Here is a 22,922-nt window from a genome sequence, read left to right on the forward strand (position 1 = left end):
GTCGTCGTCGCCCTCGTCGGGGGCCTCCTGCGGGCCGTCCGCGCTGGAGTCTGCGCGGTCGTCGCTCCCGGCAGCGTCGTCGTCGCCTCCGGTGTCAGCGGGCGGCAGTGCTTCCGCGGATTCGTTGCTGGTTTCGTTCATGTTCCGTCTCCCCTCGCCGGTCCGTCAGGCTCGGCGGTTCTGGCCGATACGTAGCACGTACGGCGCCCAGGAGCCGAGGTTCAGGAACGTCGTCGCCGCCCTGAACCGCTCGACCGGATCGTCCTCGTTGCTGAGCCGACGCGCGGCGACCTCGAACAGCGGCGGCGTGATCGTGCCGAGAACGGTCCCGTCGTCGTTCCGCCAGTAGTCGGGGCGACTCTTCAGCGCGGTGAACTGCGCTGCCCTCGTTCGGCCGGGCAGGTCGAGACCCCGCGCTGCCCAGGACGCCGTGTCTGGATGGGGCTGCTCGTCCGGTACGGTCACCCGCTTCAGCGCCACCTGGACGTCCCGCCACCGGTATGTGCCGGCCTGCCACCGGCGATCCCGGATGTCGCATTCGGGTCTACGACCGGCCAGGGTGGCCCGGGCACTCCCCGCGAGGTGGTCGCTGAAATCGGCGGCCGTGTTGTATTCGGTTATGCCCCGGAACCGGGCGTCAACAGCGACCTGGATCCGATGGGCAACCGCGCATTCCAGCTCTCGAGGGGTGAATCTCTCGTGCAGCCCGGCGGTCCACGCCGCATCCGGGGTCGGGATCGGACGGCCGGCGATGTGCGCGACCGTGAGCAGTTCGATCCACAGCACCAGCCGGGCGTCGTCGTCTGCGGCGTACACCGCGTCGGTGAGTTGCTGCAGTGTGCAGGGCTCGATCTGACACAGCGAACCGCACACGGGGCTGCGCCGGCTCGTGATCGCCGGGGACTTCGAAACACCCGCCGGATCCTCGGCCGCCTCTCCCAGTGGGATGCCGATGCGGACCGGCCGGTCCATTCCGTCGGTGAACACCGCGGCCCGGCCCGGCGGCAGGGTGACGACGTGCCGGGATTGTGCCTCGCTCAGGTTCATGGTGGCGCCGACGGTGTCCCGGTCGTCCTGCGCCGGTAGCCGGTGCAGGATCTTGCAGGCAGTGTTCTTCACGACGTCCGGCACGATCTTGCCGGGGATCTGCTCAGCGACGACGATGCCCTCGCCGTACGCGCGGATTTCCGCGAGCAGTGAGGTGAACAGTTCCACGGCGTGTTCGGTCGGGCTGCCGGGCTCGGCGCGTTTGAGCAGGCGGTGGGCCTCTTCGAGTACGATCACGTGCCGCAGGCCGGACGCGCCCGCGCGGTGGCGCACCCGGAGATGCTCGAACAACCGGATCAGTACGGCTCCGATGAAGAACGCCTTGTCGGCGTCGGATCCGATGTCCTCGATCTCCACCACCACGTTGCGGGTCAACAGGTCGGCGATGTCCAGCGGGTGCCCGCCCTCGAAGAACCGGCCCGGTGTGCCCAGCCGGAGCGAGCCGATCCGCACGTCGACGAACCCGCGGACGTTGTCCGACACCTCCTTGCCGTAGCCGATGCCCTTGACCACTTCGACAGCGGCGGCCTGGAGGTCCCCGAGGCTTGGATACCTCGACCCGACGGCAGGCCTACGGACCTTGCCGGTCACCGTGTCCCAGCCGAGCTCGGTGTAGCACAGGCTCAGAGCCTGGGCCAGCACCTGCGGGAAGGGCTCCTCGGCGTCGAAGGCGGCCATGAAGAGCGCCCGGGTGAGGTCGAGGTGCGTCTGCAGCGGGAACCCCGGTTCGGGCTCCAGGGGGTTCAGCCCTGCCGGGAACACGTCGGGGTCACCCGGGCGGATGACCGTGACCTGCCCGGCAGGCCCGAGCCGGCCGGCCATGGCGGCGTACTCGGCCTTGGCGGGTTCGATCACGAGCCACGGCACGTTGGCCCGGTGCAGGCCGGTCAGCAGGTGCCGCACGGTCTGTGACTTGCCCGACCCGGTGGCCCCGGCGACGAAGGTGTGCCGGTTGAGGGTGCCCAGCGCGAGGCTGAACTCGCCGACCGGCTGATCGGCGTCGTCGAGCACGACACCGAGCGGTACCTGTCCCTCGGTTTCCGGGGTCACGTCGAACAGCGGCGGCTCGACCAGGCGGATCCCGGGCAGCTCGCGACGGGGCGGGCGCGCCACCGCCGCCACGAACTCGGCCGTCGCCGAGAACGGTGACTGCGGCGACCCTGGCGTCCCGTCCAGCGGCTTCTCCCACACCTCGGCGAACCCCGCGCAGACCGACCCGGGCGTCAGCACGTAAGGCAACGTGTCGAGCTCGCTCGCGCTGCACAACAGCGCCGCCGCTGCCCGCGTACTCGCCTCGTCGGGGCCGCCGATCAGTACGTGCACCGTCCACAGCCCGGCCGGCTGAGCACGGGCCAACTCCCGGTACCGACCTTCCGCACGCAGCAGCGCGATCCGGTCCGGCTCCGAGTTCTCCCGCTGCCGCAGCCGCGGAATGCTGGTTTCGAGGCTGAGAAGTTCCCGCTCGACGCTGTCGGTGTCCTGGGGTTCTGCGACGACGAGCCAGGAGAAGTCACCCGGCAGGTGAGCCACGTAATCGTCGAACCCGCCGCGGTTCGGGCGCGCTCCGCCCCGGTCGGACTCGGCTGACCACAACGGATCAGGGCGACCTGCGCACCTGGTCCACGACGGCAACGAGCCCCACTGCCGGGCGAGGTGTGCCGCGTCCACTCCCACGGCGATGCTGCCGGGTGGGTAGAGGACGGGTACCTGCCCGGCGGGCACCGATGCCGCCCCTGCCGTCACTGGCGGGAAATGCGGACGTCCCCCGAGCAGCACCCGGATCCGGCGCTGCCCGCCGATTCGATCCCAGGCCACGGCAAACGCCGCATCCGAGCCACGATGGCGCAGGTCGGCATGGGCGGCGGTCAGAGCCGCGAACAGCTGGGCCGGCACCCGACCGCCGTCCTCGCTGGGGCGGTCGACACCGGACGCGAGGTCGTCGCCACGGGGCGTGGTGACAACCTGGTAGAAGTTGAATCCCTCGAGTACCGACATCGCGGCGCTCAGTTCGGCGTCGACTCGATGGCGACCCGGTCGAGTAGGACGATGCCCGGATTGCAGTCACCCGCAATCACCCGCCGTCCGGCCATCCCCATTTCCACCAGTACGAAGGCCGTCGGCGCGAGACTCTGCAGCGTGGTCGGCTCGACTGTGTACTCATACACGCGCGCTTGAGTGCTGCCGGTGGTGGTCGAGTCCGCCGCAGACTGGTTCACCGTCTCCGACCAGTTCTGCGACCTCTCCCGGGTCGTGCTCCGGCTGTAGCCGGACGTGGAGGAGGACGACGATCGACCGTCGCCTCCGGAGGAGAAGCTGCTGCCCGAGCTGTAGCCACGGCTCGTCGACGTGCCGGATGATTCCCCGACCGACGACGCGCTTCCCGAGGTGAAGGTCCTGCCGACCTGCTCGGTCAGCTGGGAGAGCACGAACCGGTGGCCTCGCCCGATGAACTCCGCCGCCGCCGCAGCCTCGGCGCCGTTGCCCAGCCGCATCAAGATCGTGACGCTGTCCGAACCACCGAGTAGCTTCTGCAGGTCGTCGCGGAGGTGTTCGAGCAGGAAGATCAGCCGCACTCCGACCCGACGGGCCTGCCGGGTCATCGTTTCGAGCGCATCCAGCCCGACCCGGTCGGCACCGGCGACGACCAGGATCTCCCGACCGCCCGCGTGCCGGTTCTGCAGGTCGCGAAGGGTCCGATAGAACACGATGTAGTCGAGGAACTGCTTGCGGCGCCGGACCTTGGAGGTGGTGGCGACGACCGAGAGCCCACGCGCCGGCCACGCCGACTCGAAGCCCCGCACGTCGACGCCTTCGCCCGCCGCCTGCTCTTCCTGCGCGATCAGGTTCAACGCGCCGTCGAGCGCCTGCAACTCGTTACGCGCCTGTTCGGTGCTCCCGGCGACGTCCACGTACGAGTTCAGCGCTCGAATCTCGTCCGCAGTGAGCACGGATGCCGACGTGACCTCATGCACTCGACGCAGGACCTGCACACCGGCATGCAGCCGGGTGAACGTCACCGGCCCGGTCAGGCGCAGGGCGACCGCCGTGAGCAGATCGGCGTGCAGCCCGCGCAGATCACCGCCGAGAGCGGGCCGCTGCAAGCTGTGGACCGCCTCGGCGATCAGTTCGGCCAGCTCGGCGGCCTGGAGATCGCCGAGCAGATTCAGCACCGACAGATCCGGCGGCAGCTCGTGCACCGCGACGGGCTGTCCCTGCTCGGCAGCCAGCACGACGAGATTGTCCGCGACGGCCTGTTCACTGAAGTCCAGGATGAACATCGACGACCCGGCCGCCAGTGCGGCGGTGCCGGTGGTCGCGAGCAGGCTTGCCCAGCCGTCCTCGGTGCCGCCGAAGACGTCGACCCTGCTGGCGTTCGGGTTCGCCCGCAGCGGATGCCACAACATCGTCGAGTGATACCGGGTGTACTCACGTTGGTTGTGCTCGGAAATCCGCTGCTCCCAGTCGGCACGCGCCTGTTCGTACCCCTCGGACGCGGCGCGGTGCTGGGTGTCGTAGGTCCGCTTGAGCACCTTGAACCGGCGCCGGACAAGGATGAACCGCGTCACCGACAGAACGACCCCGACGATCAGGATCAGCGACGTGACCCACTTCGCCGCCAGCGGCAGCGGCCGCAGCGCCGAGCCGGCACACACCACCGCCCAGAAGGTGAGGAAGAGGAAGCCGAGCAGACCCAGCCACGCGCGCTTGCTCCGTTTCTGCCGGAAAAGGTAATCGGGCGCCACGTAGATCTGCTGGAAGACCGGGGGTCGGGCGGCTTCCGGGTGAACGGCCACCGGCGCGGGCGCGGAGTACGCCCAGCCCCAACGTTCGGCCGGCCGGAACAGACGTTGGCGCAACTCGTCCGCCGTTGCCGTCTCAGAACCCAGCTCCCGCATGTCGTCCCTCCGGTCTGCTGCCCGTGCCCGAACGTTGCCGATCATGTCCGATGACGGCCGACGGCGGGGCGTCGGCTGAGCCGCGATCACGGTGATTGCCGACGGGTTCCCGCCGTCCTGCACGACCGGTGGTTACCGGACACGGACGTGGGCACGGTACACCGCTCGATACAGTGGACTGTTTAGGGTGGCGCCAGGTCGGGATTTGTGGAATTCGTTCCTGAGGCAACCTGCTGATCAGCGTGATCTGCGGCGCCCTGACCTACGGGGTGCTGGCGCTGCTCGGCGTCCCGTACGCCGGCCTGATCGCGTTGTTCGTGGGCCTCGCCGACCTGATCCCGCTGGTGGGCGCGACCCTGGGCGCGGTCGTCGCGTCGCTGGCCGCGTTCACCCACTCCCTCACCGCGACGTCAAGCTGACCGGTCGCCGGCAAAGTCGATCCGCATGACCACCCGCCGCAACGTCGGGTGGCTGACCTCCACAAACCCGGCGTCCTCGAAGACCTGACGGACCCCCACGTGGGCCTCGCCCCAGGTGATCGGCTTGGCCGGATCGGCGATCATCGGGTACGCCTCGACCGCCCGCGCCCCACGTTCCCGGGCGAAGTCGGCGGCGGCCCGGGCCAGGGGATAGGTGAGGCCGCGCCCCCGGTACCCCTTGCGCACCACGAGACAGGTCACCGCCCAGACGCCGCCGTCGTCCCGGTCCTCGTCGCGGCCGCTCCAGGGCACCCGCTGGTTGCGCAGCTTCGGGTACGCCGTCCGCGGTTCCACCGCGACCCACCCCACCGGCTGACCGTCAAGGTACGCGACCAGGCCGCTGGTGCTCGTGGCGTCCGGGTCGCCGCAGCCGGTCTGCTCCCGGAACCCGGCGACGCGCTCCTCCTGCGTGGATGCCCGCCACAGCCAACCGCCGAACTTGAACCACTGGCACTGGCACCGGCCGGCATCGGCGGTGCCGAGGACAGCCTGCAGGTCGTCCCACGACGCCTCGTTGGCCGGGATGATCTGGACATCCTCATTGCCGATCAACGACATGCCCGTCATGATGCCGCTCGTGGAAGCTCGTGTCATGGGGGAGGGGGACCTCGCCGGCTGCACTGCCGGTCAGTTCCTGGACGTGATGGCAGCCCTCACGATGATCCTGACCCTTCCCCAGTCGGCCGCCGACCACGTCGACGCGCTGGTCGTGGCCACCGGCCAAGGCGAAGAATGGCGGCTCAGCCACGCGATCGGCAACTGGGAGGCCAACCCGCACCTGCGACACCTTCTGCTGGCGAACGGAAACCCGGCCGAGCACACCTACGTCGAGATCAGCTGGGACTACCTGCGCGGTCTCGGCCTGCACCGCACCGAGGGTGTCCGCCTCCAGGCCGAGCCAGCTCCCAACACGGGCCTGCAAGCCGCGTGGATCGCCGAACAGGCGCGGGACCTCGGCATCGAAAGCCTCGCGCTCATCGTGTCTCCCTACCACCTGCCTCGGGCCTACCTCACCGTGCTCCGGGCGTTCGACATCAGGGGCATGCGCCTCCCGGTCATTCCGGTCCCGGTGGCCGTATCCCCGGACACGCCCGTGCCGGAAACCGGGGCGACCGCCTACGACCTGGTGCCCGGGGAGGTCAAACGCATCCTCACCTATCAGGACGAGGGCTGGGTTGCCACGGGCGAGCAGCTGCGGCGGTACCTGCGGTGGCTGTGGAGCCAGCCCCTGCTGAGCGACGCCCGGCCGACGCCGGTGCGCCCGTCGCCCGGTGCCACGACGAGCCAGTGACCCGGCAGGCCGCCAGGCGACCGCCGAACTCGGTTTCATGAAGTCGGGGTGTTGGAGCGCCGGGATGCCCCGACTTGCAGGAGGTCGAGTGGATCTCCCACCCGGCACGTCACCGCGACCGCGCCGAGGCGATATCCTGCGCGCGTGGCGGGCGCGGAGGACGGCGAGCGGCTGGCCGCCGACCTGACCCGTTGGCTGGACGAGTTGACCTTCGCTGACCTTACCGCCGACGAGGTCACCACGCGGGTGATCGAGTCGGTGGCGCGCTGGGCGCAGGCCCAGGGCTGGCGGGTGTACCGGCGCGCGCCCAGCGTCCTGCCCCTGCCGCCGCCGTTGGAGCAGCGGCACTCGGTTCTGGACGTGGCGTGCGCCCGCCCGGACGGTCCACCGGTCGTGCTGGAGGTGGACCGCACCGACCGGGCCCGTACGGTGCAGAAGTTGCTGGCGGAGGCGGAGGCCGGGCGGATCCCGATCTGGGTGCGCTGGGGCACCGGGCGCTTCACCACGCCACCGCCGCCGGTGCGGATGGTGACCGTCGAGGTGACCCGACGCGCCGGTTCGGCGGGTCGCGGGCGACTGCACAGCCGTGGCGTCGATCGTCCGCCACCGGCGCACTCCGCGGGCGGCGTTGGGGCGGCCGAGGCGTTGCCGATTCCCCTGACTGATCCGCAACCGGGGGACTGACCGGGGGCGCAAGCCGACCTGAAGCGGATCGTAAGCGGCCTCGGCCAATGTTCTGGGTGTCACCACGGACCACGACATCCAGGAGATTCCGATGCGCAAGCTCATCAACTCGACCTACATCACCCTCGACGGCATCATCGAGAACCCGATGTGGACCGCGCCGTACTTCGACGACGAGGCCGCCGCCTTCGCCGGCTCGCAGACCGAGGCCGCCGACGCGCTGCTGATGGGCCGGGCCACCTACGACGGCTTCTCCCAGGCCTGGCCGCAGATGGACGAGAGCGACCCGAGCACCGGCGCGGCGTACTTCAACAACGTCAAGAAGTACGTCGCCTCGACCACTCTGACCAACCCCACCTGGAACAACACGGAGGTGCTCCAGGGGGACCTGGTCGAGGCGGTCGCCAAGCTCAAGGCCCAGGAGGGCAACGACATCATCCAGTACGGCTACGGCTCGGTCACCGCCCAGCTGGTCAAGGCCGGCCTGGTGGACGAGGTCCGGTTCTGGATCCACCCGGTGCTGGAGGGCGGGGCCAACCTGACCACCCCGCTGACCGAGTTCAAGGCGTCGTTCGAGCTGATCGACACCCGGGTGCACAAGAGCGGCGTGATCATCGCTTCCTACCGGCCCGCGTCGGCGAGCTGACCTGCGAGCAGAGCTGGGCCCGGGCCTCGCCCGGGCTCAGCCGCGTGCCCTCGGCGACGAGCGCGTCGAAGCGTTCCCGGCCCAGCGCGGCGAGCACCCGATCGGTCACCCGATCGGTCTCGTCGCGCTCCGCCGGGGCGACGGGAGCGGCGCTGGCCAGTCGGGCGGCGGCCGCGGCTCCGAGCAGCCGGGCCGCGACCTCGGGCGAGCCCACCGCGGACGCCATCCCCTCCAGGGCGAAGGCCCCGTCGCGCGGAGCGCCCATCGCCTCGGTGGCCTCGAACGCTTCGACGTGCAGGGCCAGCCCGGCCGCCGGGTCGCCGCCCTGCTCGGCCGCGTAGCCCAGCTCCACCAGGACCATCGGCAGGTAGAGCGCGGGGTGTGTCTCGCTGCGCCCCTGCTCGGCGAGGCGGGTGAGGTGGAGGGTGGCCACGTCGAGCTTGCCGTCACGGCGGGCGGCGAAGCCGAGGCCGAGCTCCGCGAAGACGACCGCGCTCGGTGAGCCCTGCTCCACCGCCAGGTGGTACGCGCGCTCGGCCAGCTCCCGGCCCTGCGCGTAGTCACGGGTCTGCACCGCGAGCCAGGCCAGCCAGGACAGTTTGCCGCACACGTGCGGCCACAGCCCCAGCTCCTCGGCCCAGCGCAGCCCCTCCCGGTGCAGGTCGGCCGCCCGCTCGTACTCGCCGCGCATCTCGACCAGCCCACCCACCCAGTCGCTCGCCTGGAGCCTGCCCCACCGGTCGCCCAGCTCGGCGAAGAGCGCCGCGCTGCGGGTCGCGGCGCTCTCCAGCGCGACCAGGTCACCGCTGGCGTGCGCGATCATCGCCCGGGAGCTGAGCACCGCGGCCTCGGTCCACGGATCGGCGACGGCGGCGGGCAGCAGCTCCGACGCCAGCGGCAGGTCACTGGTCTCGAGCACCGCGTTCGCCGCGAACCAGGCGGCCCGGGCGTCGGTGGTCCCGGCCAGGGCGGCGCGGACGTCGGCCGGCGGGATCGGGTCGCCCTGCAGGAGCGCGAAACCCGTCCGCCAGGGCGCGGCACGAGCCTCCCACGCCGGGTCACCGGGCGTCGCGAGGGCCAGCCGCGCCTCGGTGAGTCGGCCCCGCAGGTACCAGTACCAGCTCAGCGCCATGGCCAGCCGCAGCCCGCCGCCGTGCACCAGCGCCGAGCGCAGGTTCGCCGTCTCGGCGTCGAGCAGGGCCAGCCAGCGCTTCTGGTCGGGACCGCGCAGCTGCGGGTCGGCGCGTTCGGCCAGCTCGGTGTAGTACGCGGCGTGCCGCGCCCGTACCTCGTCGGCATCATCGAGACGGTCGAGGCAGAACGCGGCGACCGACTCGAGCAGCCGGTAACGCGGGCGGGCGCCGGAGTCGTCCAGCACCACCAGTGAACGGTCCACCAGCCGGGCCAGCGCGTCGAGATCGGCCTGGCACACGAACTCGGCGGCCTCCGGGGTGCAGCCGTCGCCGAACACCGCCAGCCGGGCCAGCACCGCGCGATCGGCGTCGTCGAGCAGATCCCAGCTCCAGCCGATCACCGCGGTCAGCGTCCGCTGCCGTGGCGGCACGTCCCGCTGCTGGGTGCTGAGCAGCCGGAAGCGGTCGTCGAGCCGGTCCACCACGCCCTGCACGCCGAGCGCGCGGACCCGGGTGGCGGCCAGTTCCAGGGCCAACGGCAGGCCGTCCAGCCGGCGGCAGAGCTGGGCCACGACGGGAGCGGTCCGCTCGTCGAGCCGGAACCCGCGCTGCTGGGCTGCGGCGCGGGCGGCGAAGAGCCGGGCTGCGGCCGAGCGCCGGACCGCGTCGAGCGCGCTGTCCTGCGGCAGGGCCAGCGGCGGCACCTCCCAGAGCAGTTCGCCGGTGAGCCCGAGCGGCTCCCGGCTGGTGGCCAGCACGGTCACCTCGGGCGCGTCCCGCAGGAGCCGGGCCACCACCGCGGCGACCGACTCGATCACGTGCTCGCAGTTGTCCAGGACGAGCAGCAGGTGCCGCTGCCGGAGCGCGGAGCAGAGCCGGTCCATGGCGGACACGCTGGCGCCGGCGGTCTCGCGCAGGTCGAGCGTGTCGAGCACCTGCTCGGCGATGCGTGGATCACCGGACGGCAGTGGGGCCAGCTCGACCAGATGGGCGCCGTCGGGCAGGGGCAGCGCCCGGGCGGCCTCGGTGGCCAGCCGGGTCTTGCCGACACCGCCGGGCCCGATCAAGGTGACCAACCGTCGTCGGGGCAGCAGGGCGCGCAGTTCGGCCAGCGCCTCGGCCCGACCGACCAGCTCGTCGAGCTGCGCCGGCAGGCTGTTGCGGATGATCGCCGCCTTCGGCGGGGCGCTGAGGCCGTCGTCCTGCGCGAGGATCCTTCGGTGCAGGGCGACCAGTTCCGGCCCCGGGTCCAGGCCCAGCTCGTCGGCGAGGTGGTCGCGCAGGTCGGCGTAGCTGTCCAGGGCCTCCGACTGGCGACCGGCCGCGTACAGCGCCCGCATCTGCACCGCGCGCAGGCCCTCGCGCAGCGGATACCGACCGACCAGCTCGGCGAGGTCCGCCGCGACCAGGTCGTGTTCGCCGCGGGCCAGCCGGGCCTCGGCCAGCCGCTCGTGCACGACCAGCCGCTGCTCGGCCAGCCGGGTCGCCTCCGCGCGGGCGAACTCGGCGTCGGCCACGTCGGCGTACGCCTCGCCGCGCCACAGCGCGAGCGCCGCGGTCAGCCGGTCGACGTCGGTGGCGCCGGCCAGCTCGGCGAAGCGGTCGGCGTCCACGTCGTCGGCGCGTAGCAGGTAACCGGGCGGTCGGGACTCGATCAGGTCGCGGGCGCCGGGCTCGGCGTCGTTGAGCGCCCTGCGCAGCTGGGACACCCGGACCTGGAGGGCGCCGGCGGGATTGGCCGGCGCGTCGTCGCCCCACAGGTCGTCGATCAGGCGATCGGCGGAGACCACCTGGTTGCGGTTGGCCAGCAGGTCGGCCAGGAGCATGCGTACCTTGGCGCCGGGCACGACGACCGGCTCACCCGCGTCGGTGTCGACGGAGAGCGGACCGAGCACCCGGAATCGCACGGCGCTCATCCTAGCGGCGGTAAGCCGAGCTGAAGGGGACCGTAAGTGCCCGGGCGCACCGTGGGGGCATGGACATTTACCACGAGGAACATGGCAACGGTGCGGGCCGCCCGGTCGTACTGGTCCACGGCGCGCTCTCCGGCATCGGCACCTCGTTCGGCACGATCCTGCCGAGCCTGGCGAAGACCCGGCGGGTGATCGCCGTGGAGTTGCAGGCGCACGGGCACACCCCCGACGTCGACCGCCCCCTGACTGTGGAGAGTTTCGCGACCGATGTGATCGCGCTGCTCGACCGCCTCGGCGTCGAGCGGGTGGACGTGTTCGGCTGGAGCATGGGTGCGGCGGTCGCGCTGCGGCTCGGCACCGACCACGCCGACCGGGTCGGACGGCTGGTGCTCGCCTCGGTGAGCTTCGACGACGCGGGCCTGCACCCGGGACTGCTCGACGGCATCCAGGACCTCCAGCCGGAGCACCTGCACGGTTCGGAGTTCCACGAGGAGTACCTGCGCACCGCCCCGGACCCGGCGGGCTGGGCCAACCTGGTCACCAAGATGAAGGTGCTGGACGCCAACCTGCCCCGGTGGACGCCCGAGCAGATCCGCGCGCTCTGCGCGCCGACCATGATCGTGCTGGGCGACGCGGACATCGTGCAGCCCGAACACGCCGTGGCCATGTTCCGCCTGCTCGGCGGCGCGGTGCCGGGGGACCTGACCGGCGTGCCGGCCTGCCGGCTGGCCATCCTGCCCGGCACCACCCACACCGGCATCCCGTACCGCGCCGGCTGGTTGGCTCCGATGATCGACGAGTTCCTCGACGAGGGCTGACCGGGCCGGATTCCCGGCGGTGGACAATGGCGCGATGACGGGGGAGCAGACGGACACCGGTGCGTTTCGCGGTGCGACCTTCACCGGTGTCGATCTCAGCGGCGCGACGTTTCGCGACTGCGACCTGACCGGGGTCCGGATCGTCGCGTCGGAGGTCGCCGACCTGCTCGTGTCCGGCCATGGTGGACAGGCTGGCCGGGTGGTCGTAGGCGACGTCGACGTCACCGCGCTCGTCGCGGCCGAGCTCGATCGACGGCATCCGGAGCGGGTGCGGTTGCGGGCGATGCGGTCCGCCGACGACTTCCGGGCGATGTGGGACACGACCGTGCGGCTCTGGTCGGGCACGATCGCCCAGGCCGAGCGGCTGCCTGAGACCGCCCGCCACGAGCGGGTCGACGGCGAGTGGTCGTTCGTCGAGACGCTGCGACACCTGGTGTTCGCCGTGGACACCTGGGTCGGTCGGATGGTTCGCGACGAGCCGACGCCGTGCCACCGGCTGGCCCTGCCGCCCACCGACTACCCGGCGCGGGCCACGCCGGAGCTGGGCATCGACCTGGCCGCCACACCGTCGTACGCCGAGGTGCTGGCGCTCTACGGCGAGCGGTGTGCGCAGGTGGGCGCGGCCGTCGCGACGGTCACCGACGCCGAGCTGGCGCAGCGCCGCGCCCGCCCCGGTCTGGGGTGTGGAGTCGCGTTCGGTCGCTGACTGCCTGCGGGTGGTGTTCCGCGAGCACTGCGCGCATCGCCGCTACGCGCTGCGCGACCTGGCCCGGCTCGAGGCGTCCTGAGCCGCACCGACCCACAGCCGTGCGCCGAGGGCGACGGTCCAGCCCCACAGAGGAAACACGGCCACCCGTTCCATGCCGCCGACGCCGAAGCCGAGATCGTTCTCGTCGACGTCCGAGACAGGCGTGGGACGCAGTGGGGCTGGTTCGCCGATCGGGGGTGGGCCTGGGCCTACCGGGCCGCCGGTTCGGCCAGATCCTTCTCCGATCACGCGGTTAATTTCGGCGCTCAGTCGTATTCTTGCGCTCACGTGTTCGGTACTGCGACGATGACCGTCGATGCCTTCCCGTCCCGAAGGAGCGCCCGTCATGTCGGTCTCGCGTCGTGGTTTCGTCAGATCGGTGGTGGCGGGCTCCGCCCTCGCCGCCGCCTCCACCACCGAGCTGTTCACCGCCCTGGGCACGCCGGCCCGGGCCGCCAGCCCACCCGGCGACGTGGTCGGCAAGGTCAGCGTCGGCTACCAGGGCTGGTTCAGCTGCCCGGGCGACTCCGCGCCGATCGGCGGCTGGTGGCACTGGAGTCGCGACCGGTTCCAGCCGCCCTCGCCGACGAACACGACCATCGTGTCCTGGCCGGACATGCGCGAGTACACCCACGGCTACCCGACGGCCTATCCGCAGCTCGGCAACGGTCAGCCGGCCACCCTCTTCTCCTCCTACGACCAGCAGACCGTGGACACCCACTTCCGGTGGATGCAGGAGTACGGCTGCGACACCGCGGCGTTGCAGCGGTTCAACCCGTTCGGCGACGAGGGGCCGACCCGCGACGCGATGGCGCAGAAGGTGCGCTCCGCCGCCGAGCGCCACGGCCGCAAGTTCTACCTCATGTACGACGTCACCGGCTGGACGAACATGCAGGCGGAGCTGAAGACCGACTGGACGACGAAGATGTCGGCGCACACCGCCTCCACCGCGTACGCGCGACAGAACGGCAAGCCGGTCGTCTGCATCTGGGGCTTCGGTTTCGACGACCCGGGCCGGCCGTTCGCCCCGGCGCCCTGCCTGGAGGTGGTCAACTGGTTCAAGGCCCAGGGCTGCTACGTCATCGGCGGCGTGCCCACCCACTGGCGGCAGAGCATCAACGACTCCCGACCCGGCTTCCTCGACGTCTACCACGCCTTCCACATGATCTCGCCGTGGATGGTCGGCCGCGCCCGGACGCTTGACGAACTCGACTCCTACTACACCAACGTCAACGTCCCCGACCAGGCGGACTGCGCGGCGCGCGGCATCGACTACCAACCGTGCGTGATGCCCGGCGACCTCTCCGCGGGGCACCGCCGGCACGGCGACTTCTACTGGCGACACCTATACAACATGATCCGCCTCGGCGCGCAGGGGCTGTACGTGTCGATGTTCGACGAGTTCAACGAGGGCAACCAGATCGCCAAGACGGCCGAGACGCAGGCCACCAGCCCGTCCGGCGTGGGCATCCGGGCGCTGGACGAGGACGGCGTTGCCTGCTCCGCCGACTACTACCTGCGGATCACCGCCGACGGCGGCCGGATGCTCAAGGGCCAGCTCGCCCTCACCCCCGTACGGCCCACCCCGCCGGTGGTCGGCGGGCCGCCCCCGACGCCCGGCGGAAACCTCGCAGCCGGGCGACCCACCGCGGCGAGCAGCCAGAACGGCCCCTACCCTGCGGCGAACGCGGTGGACGCCAACCTCGCCAGCTACTGGGAGAGCGTCAACGGCTCCTTCCCCCAGTGGTGGCAGGTCGACCTGGGGGCGAGCTACGGCGTCGGCCGGATCGTGCTGCGGCTACCCGCCGGCTGGCCGGCGCGTACCCAGACCATCGCCGTGCAGGGCAGCGCCGACGGCGCCTCGTACGCCACCATCGCCCCGGCGGCCGGACGGGCCTTCGACCCGGCGACCGGCAACACCGTCACGATCGCCCTGCCGGGCACCGCCGCCCGGTACGTCCGGCTGGCCGTCAGCGCGAACACCGCCTGGCCGGCCGGACAGCTCGCCCAGGTGGAGGTCTACGCCGCGACCGGGCAGCCCGACACCCCACCCACCGCGCCCGGCAGCCTGAGCGTGACCGGGCGGACGGCCAGCAGCGTGTCCCTGGCCTGGACGGCCTCGGTCGACGACGTGGGGGTGGCCGGCTACCAGGTCCGCCAGGGCGGCACGGTGGTCGCGACCGTCACCGGGACGACGGCGACCGTGAGCGGGCTCAGCCCCTCGACCGCGTACACCTTCACCGTCACCGCGCGGGACACCGCCGGGAACACCTCGGCCTCCTCGAACGCCGTCACGGCCACTACCGAGCCCCCGGCCGCCGCGAACCTGGCCCGGGGCCGCCCGACCGCCGAAAGCAGCCACGTCCAGGGCTACGCCTCGGGAAACGTCGTCGACGGCGACGCCGGCAGCTACTGGGAGAGCGCCAACAGCGCGTTCCCGCAGTGGGTGCAGGTCGACCTGGGTGCGTCGAGCACGGTCGGGCGGGTGGTGCTCAAGCTACCGCCCTCGACGGCCTGGGCCAGCCGGACGCAAACCCTGGCGGTGCAGGGCAGCGCCGACGGGGCCACCTTCGCCACCGTCGTCGCCGCCGGCGGCCGCACCTTCGACCCGGCCACCGGCAACCAGGTCACCCTCTCCTTCAGCGCCCGGCAGACCAGGTACGTGCGGATCACCGTCACCGGCAACACCGGCTGGCCGGCGGGGCAACTGTCCGAACTGGAGGTGTACGCCGCCTGACCGGTCGCCGCCATCAGCGGCGGGCGGCCACCTCGACGATCTCGGCGATCGCCGCGAACGGGTCGTACTGGCCGATCTCCTTGGCCAGCATGCCGGCGCGGGAGCGGTAGCCCGGGTCGCGCAGCACCGTCCGCACCGCGGCGCGTACCTCGGTCGCCGCCGGCGTGCTGGTGCGCAGGTTGAGGCCGGTGCCGCTCCACTCGACGCGGGCGGCGACCTCCGGCTTGTCCTCGCTGGCACCGGCGACCACCAGCGGCACACCGTGGTACAGGGCGGTCTGCACCCCGCCGTAGCCGCCGTTGGTGACCAACGCGTCGGCGTGTGGCAGCAGCCGGTCGAACGGTACGAAGCTGGCCAGCCGCACGTTGTCCGGCACGTCGGCCAGGGCCTGACGTACCAGGTCGGGCCCGTCCTCGCGCGCGGTGGCGGCCACCACGAGGACGTCGAGGTCGGCGAGGGCGCACACCGTGGGGATGAGCAGTTCGTGCAGATCGGTGTTGGCGACGGTTCCCTGGGTGACGACCACCACCGGCCGGCCGGCCGACAGCTCGTGCCACCATGCCGGCTCCACGTAGTCGCCGCTGGGGGCCGGAGGAAGCGCACCGACGAACCGCAGGTGCTCCGGCAGGTCGCCGCGGGGGTACTCGAAGCCGGGCACGGTGAGCTGCAGGTAGTGGTCCGTACGGCGGAAGGGCACATCGAAGAGGTAATCGGGCATCGTCACGCCCAACGACTCCAGCGTCGCCTCGCCGAAGCTCTGCAGCTCGGCGAAGACCTGGCGCACCTCGGCATTCATCGCTCGGTTGCGGGCGCGGGCCTCCTCGCCCGGTGTCGGCAGGATGCCGGGGCCGAACGCGGGAGTGTCCTCGCTCTGGATCAGCAGGGGGACAGAGCCCAGCGTCACGAGCGTCGGGCGTTCCTCCGGCGCCGCGGAGAGGCTGAGCACCGGTATCGACCAGAACCCCAGCTCGCCGAGCACCACATCGGCCGGGAACGTCGCCAGCAGCGCCCGTAGACCCCGCACCTGCGCGGGCAGTTGACCGAGGAAGAAGTGCTCGAAGTCGAACGACAACTGCGCCGGCCCTGGCGGCACCGTGGCCCGCACCGGAAAGAGGGCGTCCAACCTCCGGTCGTCGAGATCGGCTTCCGCAGGCAGAGCCTGGAACCGCGCTCCGATCGCCAGAGCGCGTTCCTCGAACCGGGCTCCGGTGTACACGACCACCTCGTGGCCACGCCGGACCAGGTCCGCCGCGACCGTGAGGACCGGGCTCACGTGCCCCTGAAAGGGAGTGGCTCCCACTATCACCTTGGCCAATCGAGGCTCCCCGTGTCGATATCCGTACCAGCCGATGTCCGATCAGCTCGGCCAGGGCGCACCGAGCATGCGCTCGACCGTCGTCACGCGCTGGAAGCCGGGGATGAAGTGTTCGAGCACGTCGGAGTTCACGGTGCCGTTCGTGGTCTCGGGGCGGTCCTTCAGCCCGTCGACGTACGCCCGCAGGAAACCGTTCTTGAAGTCTCCTCGCGGATGGACGGCGAGGATCTCATCCAGCTGATCGTGGTTCATTTCGTCCAGGCCGAGGCCGCGCACGTCGGTCAGGACACCGAGGTACGTGGTCGCGATTTCCGGGCCCATCCGGTCGGGGATGCCGGGCGTGGTGTGCAGCGCGATCGCCGTCCAGACGGTATCGGCGGCGTCCTTCGAGAAGCCCTGGTCCAGGAGGAACTTGCGCGCGTGGTCGGCGCCATCGACTTCGAAGCGCTGCTCGACGTCGGAAAAGGGAGTCAGGAGCCCGGTGTCGTGGAACATGGCCGCCAGGTAGAGCAGCTCCGGGTCCGGTGCCACGCCAAGCTTGCGCGCGTGAATCTGGCCGAAGAAGAAGACCCGTCGGGAGTGGTGGTAAATGAGGGGGCTGGTCGTCTCCTGGATGCGCCTGGTCGCTTCGGCGACCGCCGCCGTCTCAGGAATCTCCAACCCCGCGACGACCTCTGGCATGATCTCTGACCTCTCGGTGAACGTGCGCGGACTGCCTTAGCCACCCTCCATGCTGCCCACCGATCGTCGTACGCCGCCGCCCTCGACCGGCCAGGAATCACCCATATCCGGACGGGCGCCATCGCGGTCGAGCGCCCGCCCGAGTCCCGTCCTTACCGGTAACGGTCGTGACGTGCATAACCCGCCCACGAAGGTTTCCCGTCCTCCCCGTTATTGGCGTGCTACCAATGAGCGGTGTCGCAGCCTGCTGTTTCGCCGACCCGACGGCGGTCAGTGCCACCAGGGTCCGGCCGCTCACCGGACGGATCCGGCTCGACAGGACCGACGTGGTGAACGCGGGTCCCCACCGCGTCGCGATCTTCGTATTCGACGGAGTGACGTTGCTGGACGTCGCCGGTCCCGCGGAGGTGTTCAAGGAGGCCAACCGTTTCGGTGCCGACTACCGGATCATGCTGCTGTCGCCGTCCGGTGCGGAGGTCACGTCGAGCCTCGGGGTCCGGATCGCGGTCGACGGCGCCGTCTCCTCGGAGCCGGCCGTCGACACGTTGCTGGTGGCCGGGTCCGACCTCTATCCCCGCGTCCGTGTCCCCGCCGACCTGGCGGACGCCGCACGGATACCGGCCGCCGCGGCCGGCCGGGTCGCGTCCATCTGCACCGGGGCGTTCGTCCTCGCCGCCGCCGGCGTCCTCGACGGCAAGCGCGCGACCACGCACTGGCAGGTCGCCCACGAGCTTGCCGCCCGGTATCCGACGTGCCGCGTCGAGCCCGACGCGATCTACGTCCGCGACGGCACCACGTACACGTCGGCAGGGGTGACGGCCGGCATCGACCTGGCGCTCGCTCTCGTCGAGGAGGACCACGGGCCCGGCCTGGCGCGCGACGTCGCGCGCGCCCTGGTGGTGTACATGCAGCGTGCCGGCGGCCAGTCCCAGTTCTCGGCGCCGCTGCAGGGACCGCCGCCCCGCTCGCCGGCTCTGCGCCGGATCACCGACCTGGTGACGGCGAACCCCCGCGGCGACCACTCGCTCGGCGAACTCGCGAAACACCTCAACGTGAGCACGCGGCACCTCACCCGGCTCTTCCACGACGAGCTGTCCACGACACCGGCCCGCTACGTGGAGAACATCCGGTTCGACCTGGCCAGGGCACTGCTTGACCAGGGACACACCGCCACGCAGGCCGCGACCCTCGCCGGGTTCCCCAGCTACGAGAGCATGCGACGGGTCTTCGCCAGGAAGCTGTCGATCAGCCCTGCCGCCTACCAACGCCGGTTCAGCACGGCCCGCCGCGCCACCGCGGGTTAGGGGGCTCGCCGGCTCAGCTCACTCGTCGGTGGCGTCTGCCGCGATGGCGGCGTGCGGCCGATGGGTGCGGTCGCCGGGCCGCTGCAGGCGCTCGATCTCCGTGAAGCCGGCTCGTGCCAGTCGCTCGGAGAACTCGTCGACGGGCCAGCGATAGGCGGTCACGACCTTGTGGTCGAAGGCGGCGACCTCGTCACCCACGAAGAGAGCAACCACCAACGTTCCGGACGGGGCCAGCACTCGCCGGAACTCAGCGAGCACGCCGTCGAGATCTTCCGGCGGCAGGTGGATCAACGAGCCCCAGGCCAGGATGCCGGCGATGGAATGGTCGGCAACCGCGAGGTCCTCCATCGTCCCGAGCTGGTAGCTACCGCTCGGATGGGCCGCCCGCGCATGGGCGATGAACTCGGGGACCATGTCGATTCCGGTGGCGTCGACGCCGAGCGAGCGAAGGTGACCGGTGATGTGGCCGGGTCCGCAGCCCAGATCGAGCACCGTGCCAGGTCGGCCCGCCAGATGTCGCTCGATGAACGCGAGGTCGTCGGCGTGGACCTGCTGGCTCGTACCGAACAGCTCGATGTAGAGCTCAGCGACGGACGCGTATGCCTGCCGGACCTGGTCCATGTGCACCGCCACGACTATACGAGCTCTCGGATTCCGCCGAGCCGACCCGGTATCAGCGCGAGTGGACGCACCGTCTACGCAACGGGTGTGGCCGAGGTGACCGGCTGCCTGAGGATCGTGCGCTGCTTGTCGGGCGCGACTCTGCGGAAGTCGCTGAGGTAGATCTCGTGGTGGGTGCCCGCCATCTGGAACCCCTGGCCGGGGATGAACGTGCGATGCATGTCCGCGAGTACGTCTGCTTCGTCGTCGAAGGAACCGACATGCAGCGTCTGCACGCACAACCCCTCGGACAGCGTCTCCAGGCGGACGTCCTCGAGACGCGCCGGCTGCTTCTTCACCCCGGCCTGCTCGACCGCGGCGCTGACCATGGCCTCGGTGATCCATTCCGGCACCATGAGCAGCAGCGTCCAGTTCCACCGCGACTTGTCGCGCGCAGAGGTGAAGGAATCCATGTCCTCGGCCCACCACAGGCCTTCGAGCGGCGGGACGACGTAGTCACGCTTGAGGTCTGTCCTGCTGGCGAACTTCAGCTTGTACGCCACCGGATAGAGCGCCTCGACCGCCGAGGTGAACGCGGGTGAGGTGTTGGGGTCGCCGCGGCCGTCGATCATGAGGTAGCGCAGGTCGGGCACGTGAACGACCCGGAACCGGCCCCGTGGAGCCTGATAGGTGTCGAGGGCCTTCTTGAAGTCAATCTTGGTCGTCATCCACCGACCCTCGCATCCCCGGCAGCGCGGCGGCGCGGCGGGCCGGGCGACACCGAAGCGAGGCTGAATATGGCGTACAGCCGATATCCGGGGTAGAAAGAGAGCGCTCTCACAGTTCAGCTGCGTCCGGCGTCTGATCCGGGCCAGCGGGGAGGACGAACCAGATGACAAATCAGCCCCGTGTGATGCGTCGGCGACCCGGCCGCACGCTCGTGCTCGGTCTCGCGCTGACGACCGCCGTCACCATGACCGGCACGGCCGCCACCGCCGGCCCGCCGACGTACGACACACCGGACTTCGGCCCCAACGTCACGATCTTCGACCCGAGCATGCCCACCGCCGAGATCCAGGCGACGCTCGACGCGGCGCACGCCCGGCAGGTCGACAACGAGATGGGCACCGAGCGGCACGCGTACCTGTTCAAGCCGGGCAGCTACGGCACCGCCGGGCAACCGTTGCAGGCCAAGGTCGGCTACTACACCGAGGTTTCCGGCCTGGGCGCCACACCCACCGACGTCAGGGTCAACGGCAAGATCGAGGTCTACAACCGCTGCCTGGCCGACGGCGGCACGAGCAACTGCCTCGCGCTTGTCAACTTCTGGCGCACCCTGTCCAACCTGTCGCTCACCATCAACGCTGCGGGCCAGGACGGCTGCCGGTCGTCGGCGAACTTCTGGGCGGTGTCCCAGGCCGTGTCGATGCGTCGCCTCGACATCAACGGCGGCGGACTGTCGCTGATGGATTACTGCACCGCGGGCCCGCAGTTCGCCAGCGGTGGCTTCATCGCCGACTCGCGGCTGCCCGCCACCACCAACGGCTCGCAGCAGCAGTGGCTCACCCGTAACAGCGAGATCGCCGGCTGGTCCAACGGCGTGTGGAACCAGGTGTTCGCCGGGGTCGAGGGCGCCCCCGACGACGTCGGTTTCCCCAACCCGCCGTACACGACCCTGCAGACCACCCCCCTGAGCCGGGAGAAGCCGTACCTCTTCGTCGACGCCCAGGGCCGCTACAACGTCCGGGTGCCCGCCGCTCAGCGCGACACCCGTGGCGTCTCCTGGGCCGACGGCATGACGGTGGGCCGGACCATACCGATCCGCGACTTCTTCATCGCCAAGCCGTCCGACCCGGTGCACGTCATCAACAGCCAGCTCGCCCGGGGCAAGCACCTGCTGCTCACCCCCGGCGTGTACGACGTCGCGCGCAGCATCGAGGTCCGGCGCCCGGACACCGTGGTCCTCGGCATCGGGCACGCCACGCTCACCGCGGTCGACGGCGCCGTCCCGCTCGACGTCGCCGGCGTACCCGGGGCGGTCGTCGCCGGCGTCACCATCGACGCCGGCGCCACCGAGTCGCCGGTTCTGCTGCGCGTCGGCCGCAAGCACGGCCGCAACGCCAGCACCCCGACCAACCCGATCACGCTGTCCGACGTGTACTTCCGGTTGGGGGGACCGCACGTCGGCAAGGCCAACATCGCGCTCGAGGTCAACAGCGACCACGTCCTCATCGACCACACCTGGGTCTGGCGCGGAGACCACGGCCTCGAGGGCTTCACCGAGGGCGTCAACGGCGACACCGACCGCTGGCGCACCAACACCGGTCGCTACGGCGCCGTCATCAACGGCGACCACGTGACGGCCACCGGCCTGTTCGTCGAGCACTTCCAGCGCTACAACACGGTCTGGAACGGCGAGTACGGCACCACCATCCTGTACCAGAACGAGCTGCCGTACGACCCGCCGACGCAGGCCGACTGGATGAACGGCCCGGTCGAGGGCTTCGCCGGCTACAAGGTGGGCGATCGGGTGAAGCACCACACCCTGTACGGCGGCGGGGTCTACGTGTTCAACCAGAACAACCCGTCGATCCACACCGAGAACGGCTTCGAGGTCCCGGTCACGCCGGGGGTCCGGCTGCACCACATCATGACCGTCAACCTCAGCGCCGGCACCATCGACCACGTCGTCAACGGCGTGGGCGAAGCGGCCGACACGACGCGCGTCGGCGCGCCGGTCTACGTCACGGAGTATCCGACCCCGTAAGGCGTCCAGCGTGGGTCGGAGCCGGCAAGGCTCCGGCCCACGCCCGCCTTAGACGAGCCGGGTGAGCAGGATGCGACCAGCCTCGTAGACCCCACCGTCGATGGCGAGGACCCGACCGCCCGCGTACCGCAGCGCTTCCCGGACGGCCTCCGGCGCCACCCCGAAATACTTGGTGAGCGTGCTGTGCCCGTGCACGAGCACGTCCCCGCCAAGCGTGCTCAGCATCGTCGACACCGGATCGTCGGGACGCGGCGACGCGCCGTCGCGGAATGCGCCGCGATCACTCATGATCGTGCAGAACTCCAGCCAGGCCGTGCTGTCCGAGCGGCCCAGAGCGGCGGTCACCTCCGCGTTGACCTCGGCGACGCTCCGCCCGAACTCGAGATACCGCACGGTGTCGGAGTGAACCAGCAGGTACCCGTCGACGACCGCGACCGCCGGCAGGCCCTCGATCCAGGCGATGTGCTCCGCTGTCAGCCGACGTAGGTCCTCCTCGCGTCCGCCGAACCGCGCCCACCCACCCCGGAAGCCACCGGGTTCGTCCCAACCCGCAACGGGTGTGGTGCCGAAGCGGTGTGCCGCCAGCAGCTGCACCTCGTGGTTGCCGAGCAGCGCGCCGATTTCGCCACCCGCCGCCGCGGCCGCGTCGGTGAGCCTCCGAACGTCATCGATGACGCCGATGCCGTCCGGGCCCCGGTCGACGTAGTCGCCCAGCAGCCAGAGGCGGGCGGTACCTCCGGACCACTGCCCGGTGCTGTCGACGAGCCCTGCGTCGCGAAGCGCCCCCCGCAACTCGGCCCGGTGACCATGAACGTCTGCTACCACGTACAGCGGATCCTTCGATCTCGGCACCGACCGCACTT

Annotated in this window: 18 protein-coding genes; 9 read left to right on the top strand and 9 right to left on the bottom strand. The window is 71.0% G+C overall.

Features of this window, described 5'->3' with window-relative positions; genetic code table 11:
• Positions 1-165 precede the first annotated feature (165 nt).
• Together ACFOW4_RS09035 and ACFOW4_RS09040 are read right to left on the bottom strand one after the other, a co-directional pair.
• On the bottom strand, positions 166-3,042 hold the full coding sequence (locus ACFOW4_RS09035) for an ATP-binding protein (protein WP_377526217.1): 2,877 nt from the start codon (positions 3,040-3,042) through the stop codon (positions 166-168).
• An 8-nt stretch (positions 3,043-3,050) separates the two neighbouring features.
• Positions 3,051-4,943, bottom strand: coding sequence for a hypothetical protein (locus ACFOW4_RS09040; RefSeq protein ID WP_377526219.1), 1,893 nt, complete (start codon positions 4,941-4,943; stop codon positions 3,051-3,053).
• A 236-nt stretch (positions 4,944-5,179) separates the two neighbouring features.
• Here ACFOW4_RS09040 and ACFOW4_RS09045 point away from each other — a divergent pair, with 236 nt between their 5' ends.
• Entirely contained in the window at positions 5,180-5,362 is a 183-nt protein-coding gene (locus ACFOW4_RS09045) for an AI-2E family transporter (RefSeq protein ID WP_377526268.1), read from the top strand.
• Here ACFOW4_RS09045 and ACFOW4_RS09050 read toward each other — a convergent pair.
• The gene (locus ACFOW4_RS09050; protein ID WP_377526220.1) at positions 5,354-5,980 is read right to left on the bottom strand and encodes a GNAT family N-acetyltransferase; all 627 of its coding nucleotides are present in this window, start codon (positions 5,978-5,980) and stop codon (positions 5,354-5,356) included. The two genes, ACFOW4_RS09045 and ACFOW4_RS09050, sit on opposite strands and share 9 nt — an antisense overlap.
• A gap of 34 nt (positions 5,981-6,014) precedes the next feature.
• Here ACFOW4_RS09050 and ACFOW4_RS09055 point away from each other — a divergent pair, with 34 nt between their 5' ends.
• From ACFOW4_RS09055 to ACFOW4_RS09065, 3 genes are all read left to right on the top strand, one after another.
• Complete coding sequence (locus tag ACFOW4_RS09055; protein WP_377526269.1) at positions 6,015-6,713, top strand: YdcF family protein; 699 nt, start codon at positions 6,015-6,017, stop codon at positions 6,711-6,713.
• A 144-nt stretch (positions 6,714-6,857) separates the two neighbouring features.
• On the top strand, positions 6,858-7,397 hold the full coding sequence (locus ACFOW4_RS09060) for a hypothetical protein (protein ID WP_377526222.1): 540 nt from the start codon (positions 6,858-6,860) through the stop codon (positions 7,395-7,397).
• Positions 7,398-7,488: 91 nt separating this feature from the next.
• Positions 7,489-8,043, top strand: a complete 555-nt coding sequence (locus ACFOW4_RS09065) for a dihydrofolate reductase family protein (RefSeq protein ID WP_377526223.1) — start codon at positions 7,489-7,491, stop codon at positions 8,041-8,043.
• Here ACFOW4_RS09065 and ACFOW4_RS09070 read toward each other — a convergent pair.
• Positions 8,009-11,083 (bottom strand): BTAD domain-containing putative transcriptional regulator, encoded by a 3,075-nt coding sequence (locus tag ACFOW4_RS09070; protein WP_377526271.1) that lies wholly within the window; start codon positions 11,081-11,083, stop codon positions 8,009-8,011. The genes ACFOW4_RS09065 and ACFOW4_RS09070 overlap by 35 nt on opposite strands.
• Before the next feature lie 68 nt (positions 11,084-11,151).
• Between ACFOW4_RS09070 and ACFOW4_RS09075 the strand changes: the two genes are divergently transcribed.
• The 3 genes from ACFOW4_RS09075 to ACFOW4_RS09085 all read left to right on the top strand — a co-directional run bounded on the left by ACFOW4_RS09075 (position 11,152) and on the right by ACFOW4_RS09085 (position 15,392).
• Positions 11,152-11,907: an alpha/beta fold hydrolase gene (locus ACFOW4_RS09075; protein ID WP_377526225.1), complete on the top strand. Its 756-nt coding sequence runs from the start codon at positions 11,152-11,154 to the stop codon at positions 11,905-11,907.
• A gap of 34 nt (positions 11,908-11,941) precedes the next feature.
• Positions 11,942-12,613: a DinB family protein gene (locus ACFOW4_RS09080; RefSeq protein WP_377526226.1), complete on the top strand. Its 672-nt coding sequence runs from the start codon at positions 11,942-11,944 to the stop codon at positions 12,611-12,613.
• A gap of 388 nt (positions 12,614-13,001) precedes the next feature.
• Positions 13,002-15,392, top strand: a complete 2,391-nt coding sequence (locus ACFOW4_RS09085) for a discoidin domain-containing protein (protein WP_377526228.1) — start codon at positions 13,002-13,004, stop codon at positions 15,390-15,392.
• A 13-nt stretch (positions 15,393-15,405) separates the two neighbouring features.
• Here the strand turns inward: ACFOW4_RS09085 and ACFOW4_RS09090 are convergent, their stop codons facing one another.
• Positions 15,406-16,665, bottom strand: a complete 1,260-nt coding sequence (locus ACFOW4_RS09090; RefSeq protein WP_377526229.1) for a nucleotide disphospho-sugar-binding domain-containing protein — start codon at positions 16,663-16,665, stop codon at positions 15,406-15,408.
• Positions 16,666-16,749: 84 nt separating this feature from the next.
• Positions 16,750-17,388 carry an HD domain-containing protein gene (locus ACFOW4_RS09095; protein ID WP_377526231.1) on the bottom strand — a complete coding sequence of 213 codons (639 nt, stop codon included), beginning with the start codon at positions 17,386-17,388 and terminating at the stop codon, positions 16,750-16,752.
• A gap of 227 nt (positions 17,389-17,615) precedes the next feature.
• Here ACFOW4_RS09095 and ACFOW4_RS09100 point away from each other — a divergent pair, with 227 nt between their 5' ends.
• Positions 17,616-18,692: a GlxA family transcriptional regulator gene (locus tag ACFOW4_RS09100; protein WP_377526232.1), complete on the top strand. Its 1,077-nt coding sequence runs from the start codon at positions 17,616-17,618 to the stop codon at positions 18,690-18,692.
• An 18-nt stretch (positions 18,693-18,710) separates the two neighbouring features.
• Here the strand turns inward: ACFOW4_RS09100 and ACFOW4_RS09105 are convergent, their stop codons facing one another.
• Entirely contained in the window at positions 18,711-19,313 is a 603-nt protein-coding gene (locus tag ACFOW4_RS09105; protein WP_377526272.1) for a class I SAM-dependent methyltransferase, read from the bottom strand.
• A 74-nt stretch (positions 19,314-19,387) separates the two neighbouring features.
• Positions 19,388-20,020, bottom strand: coding sequence for a GyrI-like domain-containing protein (locus ACFOW4_RS09110; RefSeq protein ID WP_377526234.1), 633 nt, complete (start codon positions 20,018-20,020; stop codon positions 19,388-19,390).
• A gap of 185 nt (positions 20,021-20,205) precedes the next feature.
• Here ACFOW4_RS09110 and ACFOW4_RS09115 point away from each other — a divergent pair, with 185 nt between their 5' ends.
• Entirely contained in the window at positions 20,206-22,059 is a 1,854-nt protein-coding gene (locus tag ACFOW4_RS09115; protein ID WP_377526235.1) for an adenylyl cyclase, read from the top strand.
• 48 nt (positions 22,060-22,107) lie between these two features.
• On the opposite strand, the gene ACFOW4_RS09120 is transcribed toward ACFOW4_RS09115, so the two are convergent.
• Entirely contained in the window at positions 22,108-22,911 is an 804-nt protein-coding gene (locus tag ACFOW4_RS09120) for a metallophosphoesterase (RefSeq protein WP_377526237.1), read from the bottom strand.
• Positions 22,912-22,922 lie beyond the last annotated feature (11 nt).

The sequence above is a fragment of the Micromonospora sp. GCM10011542 genome (assembly GCF_042650685.1).
Lineage (GTDB): Bacteria > Actinomycetota > Actinomycetes > Mycobacteriales > Micromonosporaceae > Micromonospora.

Coding starts and splice junctions, on each gene's coding strand:
- ACFOW4_RS09035 (WP_377526217.1), bottom strand. CDS start 3,042: ATGTCGGTACTCGAGGGATTCAACTTCTACCAGGTTGTCACCACGCCC.
- ACFOW4_RS09040 (WP_377526219.1), bottom strand. CDS start 4,943: ATGCGGGAGCTGGGTTCTGAGACGGCAACGGCGGACGAGTTGCGCCAA.
- ACFOW4_RS09050 (WP_377526220.1), bottom strand. CDS start 5,980: ATGTCGTTGATCGGCAATGAGGATGTCCAGATCATCCCGGCCAACGAG.
- ACFOW4_RS09055 (WP_377526269.1), top strand. CDS start 6,015: ATGGGGGAGGGGGACCTCGCCGGCTGCACTGCCGGTCAGTTCCTGGAC.
- ACFOW4_RS09065 (WP_377526223.1), top strand. CDS start 7,489: ATGCGCAAGCTCATCAACTCGACCTACATCACCCTCGACGGCATCATC.
- ACFOW4_RS09075 (WP_377526225.1), top strand. CDS start 11,152: ATGGACATTTACCACGAGGAACATGGCAACGGTGCGGGCCGCCCGGTC.
- ACFOW4_RS09080 (WP_377526226.1), top strand. CDS start 11,942: ATGACGGGGGAGCAGACGGACACCGGTGCGTTTCGCGGTGCGACCTTC.
- ACFOW4_RS09085 (WP_377526228.1), top strand. CDS start 13,002: ATGTCGGTCTCGCGTCGTGGTTTCGTCAGATCGGTGGTGGCGGGCTCC.
- ACFOW4_RS09095 (WP_377526231.1), bottom strand. CDS start 17,388: ATGCCAGAGGTCGTCGCGGGGTTGGAGATTCCTGAGACGGCGGCGGTC.
- ACFOW4_RS09100 (WP_377526232.1), top strand. CDS start 17,616: ATGAGCGGTGTCGCAGCCTGCTGTTTCGCCGACCCGACGGCGGTCAGT.
- ACFOW4_RS09105 (WP_377526272.1), bottom strand. CDS start 19,313: ATGGACCAGGTCCGGCAGGCATACGCGTCCGTCGCTGAGCTCTACATC.
- ACFOW4_RS09110 (WP_377526234.1), bottom strand. CDS start 20,020: ATGACGACCAAGATTGACTTCAAGAAGGCCCTCGACACCTATCAGGCT.
- ACFOW4_RS09115 (WP_377526235.1), top strand. CDS start 20,206: ATGCGTCGGCGACCCGGCCGCACGCTCGTGCTCGGTCTCGCGCTGACG.